Annotated in this window: 18 protein-coding genes; all 18 read right to left on the reverse strand. The window is 39.4% G+C overall.

Annotated elements, in window-relative coordinates; all coding sequences use genetic code 11:
- Positions 1 to 17: 17 nt before the first annotated feature.
- Positions 18 to 3,536: a DNA polymerase III subunit alpha gene (dnaE, locus tag AB2N10_RS08350; protein ID WP_354624141.1), complete on the reverse strand. Its 3,519-nt coding sequence runs from the start codon at positions 3,534 to 3,536 to the stop codon at positions 18 to 20.
- Positions 3,537 to 3,548: 12 nt separating this feature from the next.
- Entirely contained in the window at positions 3,549 to 4,163 is a 615-nt protein-coding gene (gene rnhB / locus AB2N10_RS08355) for a ribonuclease HII (protein WP_354624140.1), read from the reverse strand.
- A gap of 18 nt (positions 4,164 to 4,181) precedes the next feature.
- A complete protein-coding gene (gene lpxB, locus AB2N10_RS08360) occupies positions 4,182 to 5,324 on the reverse strand; it encodes a lipid-A-disaccharide synthase (protein WP_354624139.1) in 1,143 nt (380 codons plus the stop codon).
- 73 nt (positions 5,325 to 5,397) lie between these two features.
- Positions 5,398 to 6,186 (reverse strand): acyl-ACP--UDP-N-acetylglucosamine O-acyltransferase, encoded by a 789-nt coding sequence (lpxA, locus tag AB2N10_RS08365; RefSeq protein WP_354624138.1) that lies wholly within the window; start codon positions 6,184 to 6,186, stop codon positions 5,398 to 5,400.
- Positions 6,186 to 6,638: a 3-hydroxyacyl-ACP dehydratase FabZ gene (gene fabZ, locus AB2N10_RS08370; protein ID WP_369433689.1), complete on the reverse strand. Its 453-nt coding sequence runs from the start codon at positions 6,636 to 6,638 to the stop codon at positions 6,186 to 6,188. The genes lpxA and fabZ overlap by 1 nt, the downstream gene beginning before the upstream one ends.
- Positions 6,639 to 6,642: 4 nt before the next feature.
- Positions 6,643 to 7,671 (reverse strand): UDP-3-O-(3-hydroxymyristoyl)glucosamine N-acyltransferase, encoded by a 1,029-nt coding sequence (gene lpxD, locus AB2N10_RS08375; protein ID WP_354624136.1) that lies wholly within the window; start codon positions 7,669 to 7,671, stop codon positions 6,643 to 6,645.
- Positions 7,672 to 7,684: 13 nt separating this feature from the next.
- Positions 7,685 to 8,197, reverse strand: coding sequence for an OmpH family outer membrane protein (locus tag AB2N10_RS08380; protein WP_369433690.1), 513 nt, complete (start codon positions 8,195 to 8,197; stop codon positions 7,685 to 7,687).
- Positions 8,198 to 8,287: 90 nt separating this feature from the next.
- On the reverse strand, positions 8,288 to 10,708 hold the full coding sequence (gene bamA / locus AB2N10_RS08385) for an outer membrane protein assembly factor BamA (RefSeq protein ID WP_369433691.1): 2,421 nt from the start codon (positions 10,706 to 10,708) through the stop codon (positions 8,288 to 8,290).
- 187 nt (positions 10,709 to 10,895) lie between these two features.
- Positions 10,896 to 11,645 (reverse strand): RIP metalloprotease RseP, encoded by a 750-nt coding sequence (rseP, locus tag AB2N10_RS08390; protein ID WP_369433692.1) that lies wholly within the window; start codon positions 11,643 to 11,645, stop codon positions 10,896 to 10,898.
- Complete coding sequence (gene rseP / locus AB2N10_RS08395; protein ID WP_369433693.1) at positions 11,590 to 12,273, reverse strand: RIP metalloprotease RseP; 684 nt, start codon at positions 12,271 to 12,273, stop codon at positions 11,590 to 11,592. The genes rseP (AB2N10_RS08390) and rseP (AB2N10_RS08395) overlap by 56 nt, the downstream gene beginning before the upstream one ends.
- Positions 12,267 to 13,466, reverse strand: coding sequence for a 1-deoxy-D-xylulose-5-phosphate reductoisomerase (gene ispC, locus AB2N10_RS08400; protein WP_354624133.1), 1,200 nt, complete (start codon positions 13,464 to 13,466; stop codon positions 12,267 to 12,269). Before ispC ends, rseP (AB2N10_RS08395) begins: the two co-directional genes overlap by 7 nt.
- 3 nt (positions 13,467 to 13,469) lie before the next feature.
- Positions 13,470 to 14,321, reverse strand: coding sequence for a phosphatidate cytidylyltransferase (locus tag AB2N10_RS08405; protein WP_354624132.1), 852 nt, complete (start codon positions 14,319 to 14,321; stop codon positions 13,470 to 13,472).
- A 35-nt stretch (positions 14,322 to 14,356) separates the two neighbouring features.
- Entirely contained in the window at positions 14,357 to 15,079 is a 723-nt protein-coding gene (uppS, locus tag AB2N10_RS08410) for a polyprenyl diphosphate synthase (protein WP_354624193.1), read from the reverse strand.
- Positions 15,080 to 15,181: 102 nt separating this feature from the next.
- On the reverse strand, positions 15,182 to 15,739 hold the full coding sequence (gene frr, locus AB2N10_RS08415) for a ribosome recycling factor (protein ID WP_354624131.1): 558 nt from the start codon (positions 15,737 to 15,739) through the stop codon (positions 15,182 to 15,184).
- Positions 15,740 to 15,781: 42 nt separating this feature from the next.
- Positions 15,782 to 16,525, reverse strand: coding sequence for a UMP kinase (pyrH, locus tag AB2N10_RS08420; RefSeq protein WP_354624130.1), 744 nt, complete (start codon positions 16,523 to 16,525; stop codon positions 15,782 to 15,784).
- A 321-nt stretch (positions 16,526 to 16,846) separates the two neighbouring features.
- Positions 16,847 to 17,719, reverse strand: coding sequence for a translation elongation factor Ts (tsf, locus tag AB2N10_RS08425; RefSeq protein ID WP_369433694.1), 873 nt, complete (start codon positions 17,717 to 17,719; stop codon positions 16,847 to 16,849).
- A gap of 100 nt (positions 17,720 to 17,819) precedes the next feature.
- Positions 17,820 to 18,557, reverse strand: coding sequence for a 30S ribosomal protein S2 (gene rpsB / locus AB2N10_RS08430; RefSeq protein WP_369433695.1), 738 nt, complete (start codon positions 18,555 to 18,557; stop codon positions 17,820 to 17,822).
- Positions 18,558 to 19,044: 487 nt separating this feature from the next.
- Positions 19,045 to 19,344: a hypothetical protein gene (locus tag AB2N10_RS08435; protein ID WP_354624128.1), complete on the reverse strand. Its 300-nt coding sequence runs from the start codon at positions 19,342 to 19,344 to the stop codon at positions 19,045 to 19,047.
- Between the last annotated feature and the right edge of the window lie 40 nt (positions 19,345 to 19,384).

Raw genomic sequence — 19,384 nt, forward strand, 5'->3', positions numbered from 1 at the left:
TAAATTTCATTAATCCATTAAGCAATATGGTCGAAATGTAAGGTGACATTTTCTTCCCCCAGCAGACGAGCTAAGGCGAATAACAAATCATCCGACGGCGTCACTGACCACGCTAATCCAAGAGAGAGTTCAACCTGCGCTTGTTGGTTAGTATACTCGATATAAACAGGGCATAATCCCCCCATAGCAGGCTCTAAAGCGGCATTTAATTGCGTTTGAAAGTCAGCGCCAACTTGTTGATAATGTATTTTTAAACGTAATTTACAGGCAAAACGTTCGCGCGCTTGGTCAATACTCATCACTTCACGCGCATTCATCTTTAAACCGCCATTAAAGTAATCTTCGCTCACTTGCCCTTGGATCACGATAACGTTATCGCTTACTAACAACGCTTCATATTGATCTAAAAGATCCGCAAATACCGTTATCTCCATACGCGCACTTTTATCGTCTAAGGTTAAAATGCCCATCCGTTTACCAGTTTTGGTCACCATCACGCGCATACTTAAAATCAAACCAGCAACACGGCTATTTTGACCGCGACGATTGGCGACTAGATTGGCCAACTTAGTACAATGGAATGCACTAAAATGCGCTTCGTACTGGTTGATTGGATGCCCTGTTAAATATAAACCTAGGGTCTCTTTTTCACCCGCTAGCCACTGCTTTTCAGGCCATTTAGCAACCGATGCAAATTTATGGGCAACTTCATTACTGTCGGTGGTTAGGACACCAAACAGATCGCTTTGGCCAAAAGATTCTGCTTTTTTATGCTGCATGGCCGATTGCAATGCATCGGGTAGTGTTTCCATTAATGCAGCACGATGCGGTCCTAATTTATCTAACGCGCCCGCCAAAATCAGTTTTTCAAGAATACGTCGATTACAACGTTTCAGGTCAATACGGTTACAAAAATCAAAAAGATCGGTAAACTTTCCGCCTGACTCACGCGCTTCTATGATTGCTTCGACAGGCGCTTCACCAACCCCTTTTACGGCACCAATCCCATAGACAATACGCAGGTCTTGATCAACATTAAATTTAAAGACCCCTTCATTAACATCGGGCGGACCGATCGTTAATCCCATACTTTGGCATTCAGCAACCAAGACAACGATTTTCTCGGTATTATCCATATCAGCAGACATGACTGCCGCCATAAAATAGGAAGGATAAAAGGTCTTCATCCATAATGTTTGATAGGAGACCAATGCATAGGCAGCAGAGTGCGATTTATTAAAACCATACCCTGCAAATTTTTCCACTAAATCGAAGATCTTCATGGCAAGCTCACCATCAATACCATTTTCAATAGCGCCCTGCTCAAAGGTTGCTCGCTGTTTAGCCATCTCCTCCGGTTTTTTCTTACCCATTGCACGGCGCAACATATCCGCACCACCGAGCGTATAACCAGAGAGCACCTGAGCAATTTGCATAACTTGTTCTTGGTATAAGATAATGCCGTAGGTCGGTGATAAAATACCTTTTAGTGACTCATGTTGCCATTTTTCATCGGGATAAGAGACAACTTCTCGACCATGTTTACGTTCGATGAAATTATCTACCATCCCAGATTGTAAGGGGCCCGGACGAAATAGGGCAACTAAGGCGATCATATCCTCAAAACAGTCAGGTTGAAGGCGACGTATTAAATCCTTCATACCACGCGATTCTAGTTGAAAAACAGCCGTTGTTTCATAACGTTTTAATAAATCAAAGCAAGCCGGTTCGGTTAGGCTAATTCGCTCAATATAAATAGGCTCTTCACCACGTGCTTTTTTATGGGCGTTAGCCATATCCAGCGCCCACTGAATAATAGTGAGCGTCCGCAGTCCCAAGAAATCAAACTTAACCAGACCGGCATATTCAACATCATTTTTATCGAACTGGGTAACGGGGTTATTACCCTCTTCATCACAATATAACGGAGCAAAATCGGTGATCGTCGTGGGCGAAATAACTACCCCACCAGCATGCTTACCGGCATTACGGATTGTGCCTTCAAGAATTCGGCACATATCAATTAACTCTTTAACATCATCACTACCGTCATAGCGTTCCTGTAAACGCGGCTCCTCTACAAAGGCTTTTGCCAACGTCATACCCGGTGTGGGGGGAATAAGTTTAGAAATGCCATCGACAAAGCCATAGGCATGACCCAATACACGCCCAACGTCGCGAATAACGGCTTTAGATGCCATTGTACCGAAGGTAATAATTTGTGAGACCGCATCACGGCCATACAATTGAGCAACGTGATCGATAACTTCATCACGTCTATCCATGCAGAAGTCGATATCGAAGTCGGGCATTGAAACACGTTCAGGATTCAAAAATCGTTCAAATAATAGCTCTAACTCGAGCGGATCGAGATCGGTTATTTTCAGTGCATAGGCGACCAATGATCCCGCACCAGATCCTCGACCAGGCCCAACTGGGATATTGTTATCTTTACTCCATTGAATAAACTCCATCACAATCAAGAAGTAGCCAGGAAAGCCCATATTATTAATAACATCTAATTCTATTTGTAAACGTTCATCATAGGGCTTACGAATTTCAGCAAAATCAGGACTATTTTTATCAAATAGAAACGCTAAACGCTCTTCTAGCCCTTCACGTGAGACCTTGCAAAAAAATTCATTAATTGGCATTCCATCAGTTGGAAAATCGGGTAAAAAATATTCGCCTAAACGTAAAGTAACATTACAACGTTTTGCTATTTCAACACTATTAATAAGCGCTTCTGGTATATCTTCAAATAACGCACACATTTCCGCTTCACTACGCAGGTATTGCTCAGGACTATATGCTTTAGGTCGGCGATCATCACCGAGTGTATACCCTTGATTAATACAAACTCGAATTTCATGGGCATCAAATAGCGATTGCTCCGCAAATACAACTTGATTGGTTGCAACAACGGGTAATTGGTATTTTTCTGCCCAAGCAATGGCATGATGAAGGTAATTTTCTTCATGAAGACGATTGGTACGAATTAGCTCGATATAGTAACGCTGCGGAAAATGGCGCAGGTAAAAGTGAGTGATCTCTTCGGCATGTTGCCTATTCCCTTTTAACAGCGCTTTTCCTAAATCCCCCTCTTTTGCACCAGAGAGTAAAATGACACCTTTGTTATGTTCAATTAGCCACTCTTGATCTATGATAGCGCGACCAGCGACATGGCCACGTAAATAAGCTTTAGAAATTAATTCGGTAATATTTTTATAGCCTTCATTATCCATGGCTAATGCCGTAAGACTAAACTGCTCACCTTCCATTAACTCACTTTGCACCCAAAAGTCAGTACCAACTATCGGTTTAATACCTGCTGCATGTGCTGCACCATAGAATTTAACTAGACCACAAAAATTCATTTGATCGGTTAATGCTAATGCCGGCATATTCATCGCTGCCGTTTTGCTTACCAAAGGTTTAACTTTACTTAAACCATCGACCATCGAATAATCACTGTGCACGCGCAAATGAATAAATTTAGGCTCTATACTGGTCGTGTTATTTAGGCTATCTGACATAAAATCTCTAGATTATTTGGTCGCAAGAATATTTTGTACGGGTTTAAAACTTTTTCTATATTCGGCAATCACGCCATACGTTTGTAATGCTTGAAAATGCGCCTTAGTGGGATAACCTTTATGTTTAGCAAAACCATATTGCGGATAACGGCGATCTAACTCAACCATCTCTCTATCACGGGTGACTTTAGCGATAATTGACGCCGCACTTATTTCCGCAACGCGCAAATCACCTTTAACTACCGCTTCACAGGGCATAGTAAGTTGTGGACACCGATTACCATCAATAAAAACAAATTCAGGCTCTATTGTTAAATTATCAACCGCTCGTTGCATCGCTAACATAGTCGCATGGAGAATGTTCAATTGATCGATTTCGGAGGGTGTGGCACGTCCTATCGAAATAGATAACGCTTTTTCTTGGATCTGATCAAACAGTAGAGCAAGTTTTTTTTCACTCAGCTTTTTAGAATCAGTTAAACCTGTAATCGGGTTATTTACATCTAAAATGACAGCGGCAGTCACAACGTCACCAACTAATGGTCCTCGCCCCACTTCATCAACACCGGCAATCAGCTGATAATTTGGATAAATAATATCGGGGTAAAACGTTTCAGATTTTGCCATGCTCATCTCTACTCATCACTATGGGGTCTTCAATAAATCGACAACGGCTTGAGCCGCCTGTTTATCAGCATCACACTTTATTAATTGGTGTAACTCACTAAATGTATTGATTAATTCTTGGTTATCTTCGCTTAGTAAACGCTGCAATTCTGCAACAATGTTCTCGACTGTACAATCTTCTTGGTTTAACTCCTTCACAACGGCTTTATCGGCAATTAAATTAGGCAAAGAAGTAAATTTAACTTTAACCAGTAATCTCGCGATCACCGCCGTAAACCAATTAACTCGATAGGCAACAACCATCGGCGCTTTCGCTAACATCGCTTCCAGAGCGGCAGTACCCGATGCGAGTAATACTGTATCGGCCGATTGCAATACGGCACTGGCTTGACCATCAAAGACGCGTATATCCAATCCAGCTGCATAGTCTGCTTTCAATGATAAAAATTGCGCTTTTCGTCTCGCATTGACCATTGGCACAATAAACTTAAGCGCTGGGAATTGCTCTCCAATAATCGCTGCAGCTTGCAAAAATATTGGCGAAAGCATTTGCACCTCAGCTTTACGGCTGCCAGGTAATATCGCTAATATTTTATCCTGTTCATTAAGCCCGAGTTTTTGCCGTGCAATATTTTTTTCAGGCTGGATAGGAAGCTGGTCTGCAAGGGTATGACCAACAAACTTACAGGGCACATTAAACCTATCATAAAAGGCTTTTTCAAAGGGCAAAAAAGCCAATACCAAGTCGGTGGCTTTGGCTATCTTATGGATACGCCACTGTTTCCACGCCCACACTGATGGGCTGACATAATGAATTGTTTTGATATTGCGTTGCTTTAATTTAAGCTCAACCGTTAAATTAAAATCAGGTGCATCAATACCAATAAAAATATCAGGAGGGTTATCAATAAAGTAGTTAATAATGCCTTTACGAATAGCTAAAATACTACGTAACTTGCCCAGTACTTCAGCAATCCCCATCACCGATAAAGCTTCCAGTGGATATAATGCATTACATCCTTGCGCAATCATTTTTGGGCCCGCGATACCTTCAAAAATAGCATCAGGATAATGGCATTTTAGCGCTTTAATTAGCCCTTCGCCCAATATATCACCAGATGCTTCACCTGCGATTATTCCAATTCTTAATGGTTTAGTCATACAACTCTTCTTCATTTAATAGTTAAAAAAAAAGGCTCCAACGAGCCTTTTAAGATAACTTTAACTATCAAGTTTACCGTACAATTCCGCGACTCTCTGCGCAAATAAAATCGTATAATACTTTTAGCTCAGGACAGCTATCTAATTTTGCGGCAATCTCGATTTTTGCTTGCTCAAGCGTAAGTCCTTGGCGACAGAGCAGTTTATATGCCCGTTTAATTTCCATAATCGCCGCACTGCTAAAACCACGACGTTTTAGACCAACAGAATTAATTCCCTGTGCTTGGACATAATTTCCACTCGCCATAAAATAGGGTGGAATATCTTTGTTAACCGCTGAACAACCACCAATCATTGCATATTCACCAACACGAGTGAATTGGTGTAAGGCAGATAACCCGCCAATAATAACATTATTCGCAAGTTTGGTATGCCCTGCTAGCGTTGCATTATTCGATAAAATAATATTATCACCAAGAATACAATCGTGGGCTACATGCACATAGGCCATTAATAAATTATTGTTACCAATGCGCGTCGTTCCTTGATCCTGTGCAGTACCACGGTGAATGGTACAACTTTCTCGAAAAACGTTATTATCGCCAATTTCTAAAAAAGTCTCTTCGCCATTGTATTTTAAATCTTGGCAATCTTCCCCCACAGAAGCAAATTGAAATATCTTGTTACCTTTACCCATTTTAGTTGGGCCTTTTACGACAACGTGTGGGGCGATCCAGCAATCATCACCAATTTCAACACGATCGCCAATAATAGAGTAGGGACCAATTTGAACATTTTTACCGATTATTGCATTTTCGTGAATAATCGCCGTTGGGTGGATTAATGCCGTTGAATCTGTCATTAGATTTCTCTTCTTGCACACATGATCATTGCTTCGCAAACGATTTCACCATCAACTTTTGCGACACATTCAAATTTTCCCATACCACGGCGATCTTTTAAATAGATGACATGTAAATGTAAAATATCGCCAGGAACAACGGGTTTACGAAAACGTACTTTATCTACAGATGCTAAGAAATATAGTTCATTATCAGCAGGCTTACCAAAAGTTGCGAAAGCAAGTATGCCTGTAGCCTGTGCTAATGCTTCAACAATCATCACACCAGGAAAAGCCGGTGTTCCCGGAAAATGACCTTGGAATTGAGGCTCATTAAAAGAGATATTTTTAACACCATGCAAGGTTTCACGCGGTACATAATCTAATACTCGGTCAACCAGTAAAAAGGGGTAGCGGTGTGGTAAAAGATCCATTATCTCTTTAATATCTAGCGAATTTAACTCATTGCTCACGTTGTTATCCTTTATTTTTTTCTTTGAATATTTTCTCAAGCTCTTTTACCCGCTTGAATAAACTGTCTATTTTTAACGTATACGCAGTCGTTTTACGCCAATCTTTATTTTTTTGTGCTGGTACGCCAGAGGAGTAGATACCAGGTTCATCGATACTACGCACAACCATGGTGTTACCAGTAATAATAACATTATCAGCAATATTAATATGTCCATTCATTCCGACGCCACCACCAATAATGCAATTTTTCCCTATCTTGGCACTACCTGCGATGCCAGTACTGCCTGCTACTGCGCTATTTTCTCCAATACAGACATTATGTCCGATCTGACATTGGTTATCAATTTTGACGCCATTAGCAATAATAGTATCGGATAACGCACCACGATCTACAGTGGTCGAAGCGCCAATTTCAACATCGTCACCAATAATCACTCTGCCAATTTGTGGTATTTTCACCCATTTCCCTTGGTGGGGTGCATTGCCAAAGCCATCTGCCCCGATAACACTATTGGCATGAATGCAAGTCCGGTCACCTATTTGACTATCATGATAGATAGTAACATTAGGGTAAATTTTGCATTGCTGCCCGATATTTGAGTTTAAAGCAATCACTACATTTGCTGATATTTGACAATTGTCACCAATTTTGACACCAGCTTCGATGACAACATTATCCGCAATGGCAACATTTTCACCAATTTCAGCCGTCGGATGAATGCTCGCAGATGCTGCAATCGTAATGGGTAAACTAGGTGTTGTATCGAATAGTTTAGCCAATAATGCATAGCCTACGTAGGGATTATCCATAAAGATAGCGTTGCCTTGGTAATACGCTTTTGCTTCGTGAGGCAGGACAATGGCACTAGCCTGACATTGCTCTAGCTTAGCAAGTAATTTTTTATCGGAGACAAATGTAATATCGCCTAGGCCAGCGTTATCAAAGGTGGCAAGGCGACCGATCATTAATGCGGGCTCCCCATTTAGCTGACCATTTAATAGCTCAGCTAACTGCTGCAAACTGTATTTCATTGCAATAACCTATCTATTTTTTGCTAATTTCTTTAATGATTTTATCGGAAATATCTAGTGAAGGTTTAGAAAATACAATTTGTTCACCATTTAAAATAAGATCATATCCCTCTTTTTCTGCCACAGCATTGATAACATCTCGAACCATATTAAGCGCCTTTTGCTGTTCTTCACCTTGACGACGACGATTATCTTCTTCAAATGCTTTACGTTTTAATTTATATTCAGAAACCTTCACTTCAATGTTGCGTTGCATACTCGTTAAATCGCTTTCAGCCATCATTTCAGCGTCACGATTCAGGGTCGTTTCAAGTGTTGATATTTCTTTACCTAACTTTTGCAACTCTTCATAGCGCCCTTTAAACTCTTTCTCTAACTGTTTAATGATTCTTTCGCGTTGAGGAGTTTGTTGCATAATTTTGCTCGGGAAAACCACCGCTATTTTGTCTGCTTTTTCAGCAGCACTGAATGTTGATACCGATGTTAATGCAACTGCTAATGTCACTGCCTTAAAAAACATATTCATTTTGTAATTCCTTAAAATAAGTAAAGAGTCAGAAATGATAACCGAGAATATGAAGGTTACCATTTGCAAATTATATTGATAAAAATAAAGTTAGAAAGTTTCACCTATATTGAATGAGAAAATTGTACTAACGTCGCCTTTATATTCTTTAATTGGTTTTGCTAAGGTAAAAATAAGTGGTCCCATTGGTGAAATCCAAGTTAACTGCGTTCCAGCTGACACTCGAATTCGCCCTGGTTTTGAATAATCACCTAAATAGTCACAGTTATAAGAACAACTTAATTGACTGTAGTAACTATGGTCATATTCAGTATCCCATACTTCACCAGCATCAACAAAAATACTACTACGTACTTGGCGTGTATATGCTTCATCTAAGAATGGGAGCGGATAAATTATTTCTCCACTAATCGTATATTTCGCATTACCACCGACAGCGCTATTACTTGCAACAATTGAACTATTACCACCATCACTACCTTTATAAATAGCACGAGGTCCTACTGTATTACTTTCAAAACCACGTATGGTTCTATAACCACCGACAAAATAGTTTTCAAAGAAAGGCAGTACTTGGTCTTGGCCTTTATGTGTTCCATAGCCATTACCATAAGCCGCAGAGAAACGAACTAGTGTTGTCCAATCGCCATCTTCAGTAATACGCTGGTAATTACTAAAATCATAATTAACTTTAAAATATTGTAAATCAGAGCCTGGAATAGTGACTTTACCCCCTAAGGTATGTTTCATACCTTGCGTAGCTAACTGACCTTTATCAAGCGTGTTTCTCGTCCATCTTGCAGTAAAATCAAAGTTTTGGAAATTAACCGTTCCATCTGAATCTAATTCAGAACTGTAGATGCTCCAAAATTTACTAATTTGCTCATAGGATTTTAACTGTGAAATACCATTATTCTCCCAACCAATACTGAAGCCCAAACGGTTGGTTTCATTAACTGGGAAACCTGAACTCAATCTTAGACCATAAGTGGTATTGGTATAATCAACAATATTAGCATCGCCAGCTGTAAATTTATCGTAATAAATACGACCGCCGCCACTCACACCGTCTTTGGTTAGATAGGGAGTCGTATAGCTAAGATTAACACCAATGCTATATTCATTCTTTTTCGCTTCAATAGCGACTTTATCACCCGATCCAAGAAAGTTATTTTGTTGCACACCAGCAGTCAAACTTAAACCAGACTCTGTCCCGAAACCAACCCCCGCATTAAATGAACCTGAAGGTTGCTCCTCTACCTTAATCGCAACATCAACCAAATCATCGGAAAGTCGTTCAGTTTCAATATCCACTTTGGAGAAAAAACCAAGGCGATTTAATCGCGTTTTAGATAACTCTATTTTTTCACTAGATAACCAACCACCTTCCATTTGTCGTAGTTCGCGACGTAACACGACATCTTTGGTCACTGTATTTCCAGAAATATTGATGTGGCGAACATAACCACGTTGTCCTGGCTCAACTGAAAAGTTAACCGCAACGGTCTTCGTTTCATCATCTATTTCGGGGTAGGTCGTTATTTCAGGGTATGCATAACCTAAACGACCAAAATATTTGCTGATACTCTGTTCGGCAAATGAGATTTCAGATGCGGAATAGACATCACCTTTTTTAAAGGGAATAAGCGAGGCAATATCATCATCTTTCCCTAATAAGTTACCAATGAATTTAACATCAGCAACTTTGTAAATGTCACCTTCTTTAATATTGACAGTGACATAGACACCTTTTCTATTTGGTGTTAATGCAACTTGTGCTTCATCAATAGCAAAGCGAATATAACCACGGTCTAGGTAATAACTTTTAATGACCTCTAAATCACCCGCCAATTTTTGCTTTTGATAATTATCATCTGCAAAAAAGTCCCACCAACCACCAGAATCACTTAACGTTAAACGTTTGAGGAGATGCTCATCAGAATAAATAGTGTTACCAACAATGTTAATTTGTTCGATTTTCGCTGTTAATCCTTCATGAAAAACGAACTGTAAAGAGACTCGATTACGTGGTAGATTCGTCACCTTTGTATCAACTTGTGCACTGTATTTACCAACGCTATGGTAAAAATCTTCGAGACTTTTAGCGATACCTGCAAGCGTTGTTCTATCTAATGTTTCACCCACTTGAATTGAAGATGCTTTTAAAGAATCAAGAATCTGTTCTTCAGTTAACTTATTATTATCAACCAAATCAATATTACTGATAGTAGGACGTTCTTCCACTTTAAATATCAGAACATCGCCTTCTTTGTATAACTCAATTGCGTCAAAGTGCCCACTGGCATAAAGCTTTTTTACCGCCTTAGATAAATCATAATCATCAACCGTATCACCTTCTCGAATAGGTAAACTTAACAAAGCAGCACCCAATGTTACCCTTTGTAAACCTTTAAACTGTAAATCGCTTATGGTGAATTTCTCAGCAGCGACAGAGAGAGAAAAACAACTGCTGATAATGAATGCAATTATAAATAGATGTCTATTGATCATTTTATTCGTTAGTCCTTTGCAACACTTATATTGGTGTTTTTTTATACAACGCGCTAGAGGCCGTTTTCTTATATAATCACAAGTTTCAACACAGGGAAAAAACCATTCGCGATCACGATATAATTATTATTTAAGTAATAATCGCAGTTAATAAAGTAATGTAGTGCAATTCATACAACCGTTCACTTTACAGTAAGTTAAAATCATTCAAAATGGCGACGCTCATTAACATCATTAAAAGTGCAGCCCCCACCTTAAAACCAATTTCCTGAACTTTCTCGGGAATAGGTTTTCCAGTTACTAGCTCAACAAAATAATAAAACAGATGCCCTCCATCCAATACAGGCAGGGGTATTAAATTCATTAACCCCAAATTAACACTAATTAAACCTAAAAAACCTAAAAAATATTCAATACCGTAGTTGGCACTCATTCCAGCGCCTTTGGCAATGGAAACAGGGCCACTCAAATTGGTAATCGCAACATCACCCGTTATCAATTTAACGAGCGTATCAAAGGTTAATTTTGTTAACTGTGCAGTTTTTTCTACCCCTTTAATAACAGCATCAATCGGTGAAAACTGTAATTTAACACGGTATGACTCAGGAAATGAATCAATTAATGGTGCAGCCCCAATATAACCTTGCAACAAATCCGACTCTACCCGCCTTGCATCTGGTGTCAAGTTTAATAGCGAGGTCATTGTGCCTCTTTCAATTTCAACTTTCAGCGTTTGATTAGCATTTTTCTGAATTAGTTCAACAAATTCATTCCAATCGCTTAATTTAACGCCGTTAATAGCTTGTAACTTATCCCCTACTTGTAGGCCCGCTCTCTGTGCAGCCCCTCCTTCAACGACATCTGCTATCTCAAGATGAATATTAGGAAAATAAGGAATAAATCCTAAACTTGAGATTATCGACTTTTTTTTTGGCATCGAATGCCCAATTTTGTAATGAGACCACAAATGTTTGTGAAGGTTCACTAGCAGTTAAGCTATTATCACTATTTACAGGTTGAACGGTGATATTAAAAGCATTTTCGCCAATTTGCGCGACGAGTGCTAAGTTAAGTTCTTCCCAGTCATTTATTTTCTGGTCATTGATAGCAATAACTTGAAAAGGTGTTGCACTTTTAACAATACTAACGGGGCTATCAACGATAGTGTCATTAATAATAGGTTTGCTGCTATTGACTCCAATCATATACATCATCGCAAAGACAATGATGGCAAGTAAAAAATTTGCCAATGGACCTGCAGCAACTATCGAAATACGTTGCCATACACTCTTTTTATCAAACGCATATTGTTGTTCATCATCGGCAACGGATTCAACACGGCCATCTAACATTTTCACATAGCCGCCAAGTGGAATCGCTGCAATGACGAATTCAGTACCAAAACGGTCAATACGTTTATAAAGTACTTTGCCAAAACCGATAGAAAAACGATGCACCCGAACACCACAACGCCTAGCTACCCAGAAATGTCCAAACTCATGAATAGCAACTAGAATACTTAAGGCGATAACAAATGCCGCCAAATTCCATAAACCACCTAACATAAAATATCTCTTTTAATTATCTCTTTAGCCTGGCGCTTGGCATCGCCATCGACAAACAACAAATCTTCAATAGCTGTTATCTCTTGATGCGCAGTCAAATTTAGGACGCGCTCAACAAGCTGTGAAATTTGTGTAAATTTAATCTGCTTATTTAAAAATGCAGATACGGCGATTTCATTAACTGCATTTAGTATCGTGGTAGCATGCTGCCCTTGATAACAGGCATCTATCGCCAATTTCAAACAAGGGTAACGCGCATAATCAGGCTTTTCGAAGGTAAAATTAACACCGGAGGAAAAGTCAAAAGCCCCCGCCCCGCTGTTAATTCGCCTATTACCGCCCATTACATAGGCAATAGGAATGCGCATATCGGGATTCCCCATTTGTGCAATCACACTGCCATCTTTGTACTGTACCATTGAATGAATGACGGACTGAGGATGAATAACAACCTGCAACTGTTCCTGTGATGCATTAAATAACCAACGCGCTTCGATATACTCAAGCCCTTTATTCATCATCGTTGCGGAATCGACAGATATTTTTTGTCCCATCGACCAATTAGGGTGCTTAACTGCTAATGCGGGGGTAATTTCTGAGAATGAAGCAAGAGTCTTGTTAAGAAACGGCCCGCCAGAGCCGGTCAACAATATTTTATCAACACCGGCAGCATTTAAATCACAGGCGCCGATGCTAGTTTGTAGTTCAGGGGATAGCGCTTGATAAATGGCATTATGTTCGCTGTCCACTGGCCATAACTTGGCGCCCGATTTTAATACAGCCTCAATAAACAAAGCCCCTGACATGACCAATGATTCTTTATTGGCTAAGAATATTTCCTTACCTGCGTTTACAGCGGCCATCGTCGTTTTCAAACCAGCACCACCGACGATTGCGGCCATCACACTATCAATTTCATTGCTAGCAAGTAATTGTAACAGTTCAGATTCACTATCGAGTATATGACAGGGTAATTTAGCTTGTTTACACAACTCAGCCAAACATAATCGACTGACTGAATCACTCATTGAAACATAGCTAGGGCGAAATTCTTGACACAGAGAAAACATTTTATCAACGCTAGTCGACGCCCCCAATAACGTTATTTTGTATAACTCGGGATTAGCGCGACAAACTGCGAGTGTACTTGCTCCAATAGATCCTGTCGCACCTAAAATGGCCAGTTTTTTCATAAATCAATTAAGCCATGTTAAATAAATAAAAGCAAAAACAGGCACTGCGGCGGTTAAGCTATCAATGCGATCTAGAATACCGCCATGACCAGGTAATAAATTACCGCTATCCTTTAAGCCAGCTTCACGCTTTAAAATACTTTCATTAAGATCACCGAGTGCAGAAACGATGTTAGTAATCAAAGCAGCTACAAAAAAGATGACCATTTTATCATTAGGAATCGCAAAATAGAGACTGGCCAAAAAAGCCACCAACATCGAACTACATAAACCGCCAAAAAATCCCTCACGAGTTTTACCTGGGCTTACATTAGGAGCTAATTTATGTTTACCGAACTTTTTACCAACAAAATAAGCACCAGTATCGGCGGCCCAGACGATTAAAAATACCAACATTAAAAGTTGAGCGCCAAAATAAAAGTCATGGTGCATATTAATTGAGCGTATCGTGACCATTCCCCAGAAAAACGGAATCAAAGTGCATAAACCAAACAAGCTCTTTATGGTTTTACTATTTTTCCAAATAGCAGCGCTACGCGGGTAGGAACTCACTATTATTAATGAAATACCCCACCAAATAACCGCAGCCATTAAGCCATAATTAATATAAGGGTTAATGACGCCATTTACCCATATTAGCGGAACAGGCATAAACAATAACGTTGCACCTAAAATGAGTGCGAATGAATAAAATACAAAATTGCACCCACCTTGATTAACAAAGCCTCCCCACTCTTTACTTGCAAGCAAAAATATAGCAGCGCTAAGCAGCATAAATAATTTAAGTGGTAGAAAGAAAATGCCAGCAATTGCCAGCGGTGCCAAAATTAAAGCCGTTATAATTCGTTGTTTCACAGAAATACCCTGTTAAATTCAGTTGTTTTTTGCAACTAGGCTGAACTGTTGCCGTTTACCTGTTCACTTGTCATTCCGAAGCGGCGCTCTTTACCTGAGAATATATCTAATGCATGTTGAAAAGCCACATTATCAAAGTCTGGCCATAAAACATCTGTGAAATAAAGCTCGGCATAGGCAAGTTGCCATAGTAAAAAGTTACTTATACGATGGTCGCCACCCGTTCGAATCATGAGATCGACCTCAGGTAGTTGATGTAAAGTCATTAACTTACTTAGCAAAGCCTCATCAATATCTTGCTCAGCCAATTCCCCCTGAGCAACTAATTTAGCTATTTTTTTAGCCGCTTGGGTCATATCCCATCGACCACCATAATTTGCAGCTACATTAACGACTAAGCCTGTATTATTTTCAGTAAGTTGCTCAGCTTCAAGTACTTTTTTCTGTAAACGCTGACTAAACCCCGTTAATTCACCAATTATCTTTAATTTAATATTATGCTTATTTAATTTTTTGACTTCACTACCGAGGACAGTAAAAAAAAGTTCCATTAACATATTGACCTCGCGTTCGGGTCGTTTCCAATTTTCACTGCTAAATGCAAAAATTGTCAATGCTTGGATCTTTTTTTCTGTAGCAAATGCGATTGCCTTACGTAACGACTTTACACCATGTTTATGACCAAAAACACGATGTTTACCATTACGTTCAGCCCAACGTCCATTGCCATCCATAATAATAGCAACGTGTTGAGGCATTTTTTTTTGCAGATTTGATGCTACCACATAGAACCTTAATGATATAAAAATCTATTATTGTGGCCCAACGTAGCTAGAAAAAGCCACATTGGGCAAATTGAATTAAACTTCCAATAACTCTTTTTCTTTTACCGAGAGGATCTCTTCAATTTGTTTAATATACTCATCCGTTGTTTTTTGTACTAAATCTTCACCAACACGTAGTTCATCTTCACTAATATCTTTATCTTTTTCCAACGTTTTAAGGTCATTATTTGCATCTCGACGAATATTACGAATAGCAATACGCGCATTTTCAGCTTCACCACGAACGACTTTAATTAAATCTCGACGTCTTTCTTCCGTCAACGGAGGTAATGGAATACGGATAACCGTTCCAGCAGACATAGGATTTAATCCCAAATTAGATCCCATGATTGCTTTTTCAACTGGCTTAATTAGCGATGCATCAAAAACAGTTACCGTCAAAGTACGTGCATCTTCAGTTGATACATTACCGACTTGACGCAATGGTGCATTACTGCCGTAATAAGGAACAGTAATACCATCTAATAGGCTAGGATGAGCACGACCAGTACGAATTTTTGCAAGCTGTCCTTTAAACGACTCAACAGTTTTGCCCATGCGAACTTGCGCATCATTTTTCACTTCATTTATCATAATATTCCCCGTAATAACTTAATCTTCGTTGTTATATTATTGCTATTCATTCGGTTGGTTGCAATGCGTAATCGTTGTACCTTCTTGCTCACCTAAAACAACGCGACTCAATGCGCCTGGTTTGTTCATGTTAAAAACACGTATTGGTAAGCTATGATCTCTCGCTAATGTAAATGCAGCTAAGTCCATGACTTGCAGCTCTTTTTCAAGTACAACTGAATAGTCTATCTCAGTATATAGTTTTGCGTCAGGATTTTTAACCGGATCTGCGTCATACACCCCATCTACTTTCGTTCCCTTTAACACAGCATCAGCTTCAATTTCGATACCACGTAAACAAGCTGCAGAATCAGTGGTAAAAAAAGGATTGCCAGTACCCGCTGAAAAAATAACCACGGTACCTAATTTTAGATGCTTAATGGCAGCTGCCCAGTTGTAGTCATCACAGACTCCGTTCAGTGGAATAGCAGACATTAAACGAGAATTAACATGAGCGCGATGTAGGGCATCGCGCATCGCCAAACCGTTCATTACCGTTGCTAGCATTCCCATGTGATCGCCTACAACACGGTTCATACCTGCATTAGCTAAACCAGCGCCACGGAATATATTACCACCACCAATAACCAAACCAACTTGAACACCAGCTTCAACTAAAGATTTAATCTCTAACGCCATGCGATCCAATACTTTAGGATCGATACCAAAACCCTCTTCTCCGACTAATGCTTCACCACTTAGCTTTAATAGAATTCGACGATATGCAGATTTAGGATTTGTGCTCATAATGTGTGTTCCTCGATGTAAACATATTAGTAATCATGTTAATTAACTAACTTTCAACTCTTTTATATGAAATTAATGAATTAACAAAACAACTACTTATACCAATCGGATTAAGTATGTGATCTAAATTTTGCGCAGGAAAAATGGCTTAATTTGAGGCGTAAGTTGACGCAAATGGTTGTTCCCTTTGCGAAACTTACAACAAAAAAGTAAGTTATTTTAACCAGTAAAATAGAGCCGCTATTTATTCCGATTGGTATTATAATATAAAAGAACCGCAGGCTGGCCGCGGTTCTTTTCAAAAGCCTATTTTAAAATAGATTATTTAGAGCTAGCAGCCATAGTAGCAGCAACTTCAGCAGCAAAATCTTCTACTGGCTTCTCAATACCTTCACCTACTTCTAAACGGATGAAAGTAACAACATCTGCACCAGCACCTTTAAGTAACTTAGCAACAGTCATTGATGGATCTTTAACGAACGCTTGACCAGTAAGACTAACTTCACCAGTAAATTTAGCCATACGACCAGAAACCATTTTTTCAGCGATTTCAGCAGGTTTACCGCTATCAACTGCGATTTGTAGTTGAATTTCTTTCTCTTTAGCAACTACTTCTGCAGGTACATCTTCAGGTTTAACAAACTGAGGTGAAGCCGCAGCAACATGCATCGCAAGATCTTTAGCAAGATCTTCATCACCGCCTTTAAGTACAGTAATAACGCCTATTTTGCCACCATGCACGTATGCACCAAGGTTTTCACCTTCAACAATTTGCAAACGACGAATAGAGATGTTTTCACCGATCTTAGCGACTAAATTTTCACGAGCTTCTTCAACTGTGCCGCCATCGTATGCTGCAGCGCTTAACGCTTCTACAGAATCAATTTTGTTTGCAAGCGCAATATCAGCCGCTGCATTAGCAAACGCAACAAAACTTTTGTCCATTGCAACGAAGTCTGTTTCACAGTTAACTTCAGCAATAAGTGCCACATTACCAGCAACTTTAGCTAGTACCACACCTTCAGCCGCAATACGTCCAGCTTTTTTAGCCGCTTTAATTGCACCTGATTTACGCATATTTTCAATTGCTAGCTCGATGTCGCCATCCGCTTCAACTAATGCTTTTTTACAATCCATCATACCCGCTGCAGTGCGGTCACGAAGTTCTTTAACTTGCTTAGCCGTAATAGCCATTGTCGAATTCCTATTATTAGTTCTATAAAAAAGGGGCCACTAAGGCCCCTGATAACCAACCAGAGATTGGCTAATAAGAGCTTCTATATTATAGAAGTGCTTATTTCTCAGCTGTTTCTTCAACAAAACCGTCTGCTTCAGCCGCTACTACTAGATCTTGTGCACGACCTTCTTTAACAGTCAATGCAGCTGCATCTAAGTACAGTTTGATAGCACGGATAGCATCATCGTTACCAGGAACGATGAAATCGATGTTATCTGGGCATGAGTTAGTATCTACAACAGCAATAACAGGAATACCTAGGTTATTCGCTTCTTTGATTGCAATGTGTTCATGATCAGCATCGATTACGAAAATTACATCTGGGATACCACCCATGTTTTTGATACCACCAAGAGTTTGCTCAAGCTTCTCTAATTCACGAGAACGCATTAGCGCTTCTTTCTTAGTTAGCTTGTCAAAAGTACCATCTTGGCTTTGAACTTCAAGGTCTTTCAAACGTTTGATCGATTGACGAACTGTTTTCCAGTTAGTCAACATACCACCTAACCAACGGTGATTTACATAGAATTGATCACAAGCAATTGCTGTTTCTTTGATCGCTTCAGATGCAGCACGTTTAGTACCAACAAATAGAACTTTACCTTTTTTAGCTGCTTTAGCTTCTAAAAAGTTAAGTGCTTGGTTAAACATTGGAACTGTTTTTTCAAGGTTGATGATATGAACTTTATTACGAGCACCAAAAATGAAAGGTTTCATTTTTGGGTTCCAGTAACGAGTTTGGTGACCAAAATGTACGCCAGCTTGTAGCATATCGCGCATTGATACGTTTGCCATTAGAATTTCCTTTATAGGGGGTTAGGCCTCCACACATCCCATACGCTCGACCCCATATTCATTAGAATAAAAGGCACCCCGAGTTACGTGACGATGCGTGTGTGTTATGTAAAATAGTCCATCCGTTTTCATAGTGAAAAGTACGGTTAAACTAAAAATTAAGTTATCGAGATAAATGACAACAAACTGAAGTCATAAACTCGGTGCGCTTTATACCACATTTAGCTATGAAACTTCAAGATACAATATTCAAATGAGAAGGAAACGTTTCTAGTTAGTGTTTTAAAATTCCACATAAATCGCAGCACCTAAGTGGCATAATTAAACGTAAAACAAGGAATGGATTTAACTTCGTCATTGATAATAAATAGTGATAGCGATAACAGAGGTTATCGCTATCACTAACTAAAGCTGAGCGACAACCAATTTTATTAATAGGAAAAATTTTTTTGCACTGATTGCCCGCAACATAGCAGGTTGTTATTGCTTACTGTTCCTCCACATCTTGCTCAATGAACTCCTCTTGCTCTGCGGCCTCTTCGCTATATTCCTCTTGCTCTACAGGCTGCTCATCGGCGTATTCATCCCTCTCAGCCACCTCATCAATATATTCCTCTTGCTCTGCTGGTTGCTGATCAATAATTTCCTCTTGCTCAACGCCCTCATCTAAATATTCTTGTTGCTCTAATGTTGCAATATTTTCTTCACTTTCGTTATTATATTCATCGCTATAAGCAATGCTTGCTAGCATATTCATTGAAATAAAAACAACTAGGAATTTTTTCATTATAATCTCCATTTTAATTTTGTAATGACAAACTTAGTTC

It is taken from the genome of Psychromonas sp. MME1, from assembly GCF_041080865.1.
Taxonomy (GTDB): Bacteria; Pseudomonadota; Gammaproteobacteria; order Enterobacterales; family Psychromonadaceae; genus Psychromonas.